We start from the raw sequence: 2,299 nt of genomic DNA, 5'->3' as shown, positions 1-2,299 counted from the left end.
GTGCCGGGCTCTCGTGCCCTCCTCGCCGGGGCGACGGCTAGAGCCGGGTGAGGTCGGTCAGGCCGGTCTGCCCCACCACGCCGGTGGTCATCGCGGTGGTGGTCCCCGCGAGGGCGCCCGCCGTGTCGGTGACGGAGACCCTGCTGTCCTCGCCGCCGAGGCTGGCCTTGGCCCCGGGGATCACCTGCACCGCGCCGGTGACCAGCCGCGGGTCGATCTCGTCCACCTTGAACCGGCCGTCGGCGAGCTGGCCCGCGCCGTCCTGGGCGAGCGAGAGCGGCTTGCCGAGAGTGAGCCCGGGGGTCTTGGCGTGCAGCGGCGCGGCCGGGGCGTCCAGCAGCACCTTGCCGAGGTCGGCGCCCTGGTCGACCAGCGGGAGCGGCAGCTCGGCATTGGCGCTCGGGCCGACCTTGCCGGTGCCCAGCTCGGGGAGGATCCGCTCCGGGATCAGCTCGCCGCCGGTGCTGGTGGTCCGGCCGGGCACCGGCGGCATGAGCAGGGAGGTCGGGATGCCGGCCGTGAGGCGGCTGCCCAGCGGGGCGAGCGGGATGTCCGCCGGGACCTGCTGGGTGGCCAGCGCGTCCTCCAGGGCGCCGACCTGGTCGGGACCGACCGGGGTGGCGGCGCCGGCCGCTCCCGGGGAGGCGAGCACGCCGGCACCGACCGCCAGCAGCATCGCGCCGGCCCGCTTGGAGAACTTCATGCTTTTCACCGTTCTGCTGTCCGTACTGGAGATCACTGGAGAGGGCTGCGGGGCCGCAGCCGGAAAGCGAGCTGCTCAACGAGTGACCAGGAGAACGGATTGCGGCGGTTAACCGGTTCGGGCTAATAATCCGACCGGAATCCCTACACTGTCGCGCCTCCGGGACCCTTTTCAAAAATCCCCGTAACCTTCCGTGCCGTCGTTCTTTGATCTGGACGTCAGTGACTGCAGACCGGGTCTGGGCGTTCTCAGCGTTGCACGCACGGAATCCAAAGAGCATTTCAGAGAGGGATCTCGCCATGATCCAGAAGTCCTTCGCCGCCGCCGGCCTGGCCGTCGCCGCGCTGGCCGGTGCCGCCGCGCCCGCCTCGGCCATCGCCGACTCGGACGGCGCCGCGGCCTCGATCGAGGGCAACGGCGGCACCAACTTCACGGGCACGGTCGGGAACGACAGCCCGAACTTCCACTTCCTGGACAACCCGAACATCTGCCTGCCCGAGATCCACAACATCGCGGTCGCCGTGGCCGGTCTGGCCGTCCCGGTCGAGGTCCCGATCGCCAACAACGGCGGCAGGCAGTACTGCACCGTCGGCCAGGGCACCCAGAGCCAGGGCGACGGCGGCGTGTCCCACCTGGTCGGCTGATCGGACGCCGCTCCGTTCTCCCTGCACCACCCTCCGATCCACCTACGAATCGCTCCCCGATTCGCCCCGAGAGGAAAGCCAGAAATGATCAAGAAGTCCCTCGCCGCCGCCGGCCTGGCCGCCGCGGCTCTCGCGATGTCCGCCGGCTCGGCCTCCGCCATCGCCGACTCGGACGGCTCCGCCACCTCCGTCCAGGGCAACGGCGGCACCAACCACACCGGCACCTACGGCAACGGCAGCCCGAACAGCCACGTTCTGGACAACCCGAACATCTGCCTGCCGGAGATCCACAACGTGGCCGTCGGCGCCCTCATCGGCCTCGCGGTGCCGATCGAGGTCCCGGTCCTGGACAACCAGCCGAAGCAGATCTGCGACGTCGGCCAGAACACCCAGTCCTCGGGCGACGGCGGTGTCTCGCACCTGATCGGCTGATCAAGGGGCGCAGCACGGTCGGAGGGCCCGGGGAGGAACACCACCCCGGGCCCTCCGGGCTGTGCGGACGAGGTGTCCGCCCGGCCGCGCCGCAGCGCGGTCCGGACGGGTGAGCGGCGGTCCGGTCCGGCGCGTGGATCGCCGATCAGGACCGCCGGTTGTGATCACGTGTCAGAGCGCCCGCGGGGGCGCTCCCAGAGAGAGGGCAGTTCCATGAAGAGCAAGCTGGCCAAGGCCGCCCTGACCGCCGCCGCCGCACTGGCGCTCGCGGGTGCCGCCACCCCGGCCTTCGCCCACGTCGGCGTGATCGGCGGCGGCGAGTTCGCGGCCTCCGCCGACAAGCCGTTCCTGGCCGGCGAGGGCTTCGGTGTCGCCCACGCCGGCGACGTCGTCGCCGGCGGCTTCGGGGGCGGCGCGGCCACCTCCACCGACCTGATCGGCGGCGGCGCGGGCTTCGCGCACGCCGGCGACGTGGGCATGTAGCAGGAACCAGGAAGGCCGGGCCGCCCCCGTCGGGAGC

At 72.1% G+C, this 2,299-nt stretch carries 4 protein-coding genes; 3 read left to right on the top strand and 1 reads right to left on the bottom strand.

Annotated features, from left to right (window positions below):
- Positions 1-37: 37 nt before the first annotated feature.
- On the bottom strand, positions 38-703 hold the full coding sequence (locus ACFU7Y_RS43170) for a hypothetical protein (RefSeq protein ID WP_380771934.1): 666 nt from the start codon (positions 701-703) through the stop codon (positions 38-40).
- 299 nt (positions 704-1,002) lie between these two features.
- On the opposite strand from ACFU7Y_RS43170, the gene ACFU7Y_RS43165 reads away from it, so the two are divergent.
- From ACFU7Y_RS43165 to ACFU7Y_RS43155, 3 genes are all read left to right on the top strand, one after another.
- Positions 1,003-1,347 (top strand): rodlet layer protein, encoded by a 345-nt coding sequence (locus ACFU7Y_RS43165; RefSeq protein WP_224282944.1) that lies wholly within the window; start codon positions 1,003-1,005, stop codon positions 1,345-1,347.
- A gap of 84 nt (positions 1,348-1,431) precedes the next feature.
- Positions 1,432-1,779 carry a rodlet layer protein gene (locus tag ACFU7Y_RS43160; RefSeq protein WP_224282943.1) on the top strand — a complete coding sequence of 116 codons (348 nt, stop codon included), beginning with the start codon at positions 1,432-1,434 and terminating at the stop codon, positions 1,777-1,779.
- 213 nt (positions 1,780-1,992) lie between these two features.
- A complete protein-coding gene (locus tag ACFU7Y_RS43155) occupies positions 1,993-2,262 on the top strand; it encodes a hypothetical protein (protein WP_224282942.1) in 270 nt (89 codons plus the stop codon).
- The last annotated feature ends 37 nt before the right edge of the window (positions 2,263-2,299 follow it).

It is taken from the genome of Kitasatospora sp. NPDC057542 (assembly GCF_042801945.1).
Taxonomy (GTDB): domain Bacteria; phylum Actinomycetota; class Actinomycetes; order Streptomycetales; family Streptomycetaceae; genus Kitasatospora.
This window is presented reverse-complemented; position numbering and strand designations above follow the sequence as displayed.

What these genes read in the sequence shown, in the direction of transcription:
- ACFU7Y_RS43170 (WP_380771934.1), bottom strand. Translation starts at nt 703, where the DNA reads ATGAAGTTCTCCAAGCGGGCCGGCGCGATGCTGCTGGCGGTCGGTGCC.
- ACFU7Y_RS43165 (WP_224282944.1), top strand. Translation starts at nt 1,003, where the DNA reads ATGATCCAGAAGTCCTTCGCCGCCGCCGGCCTGGCCGTCGCCGCGCTG.
- ACFU7Y_RS43160 (WP_224282943.1), top strand. Translation starts at nt 1,432, where the DNA reads ATGATCAAGAAGTCCCTCGCCGCCGCCGGCCTGGCCGCCGCGGCTCTC.
- ACFU7Y_RS43155 (WP_224282942.1), top strand. Translation starts at nt 1,993, where the DNA reads ATGAAGAGCAAGCTGGCCAAGGCCGCCCTGACCGCCGCCGCCGCACTG.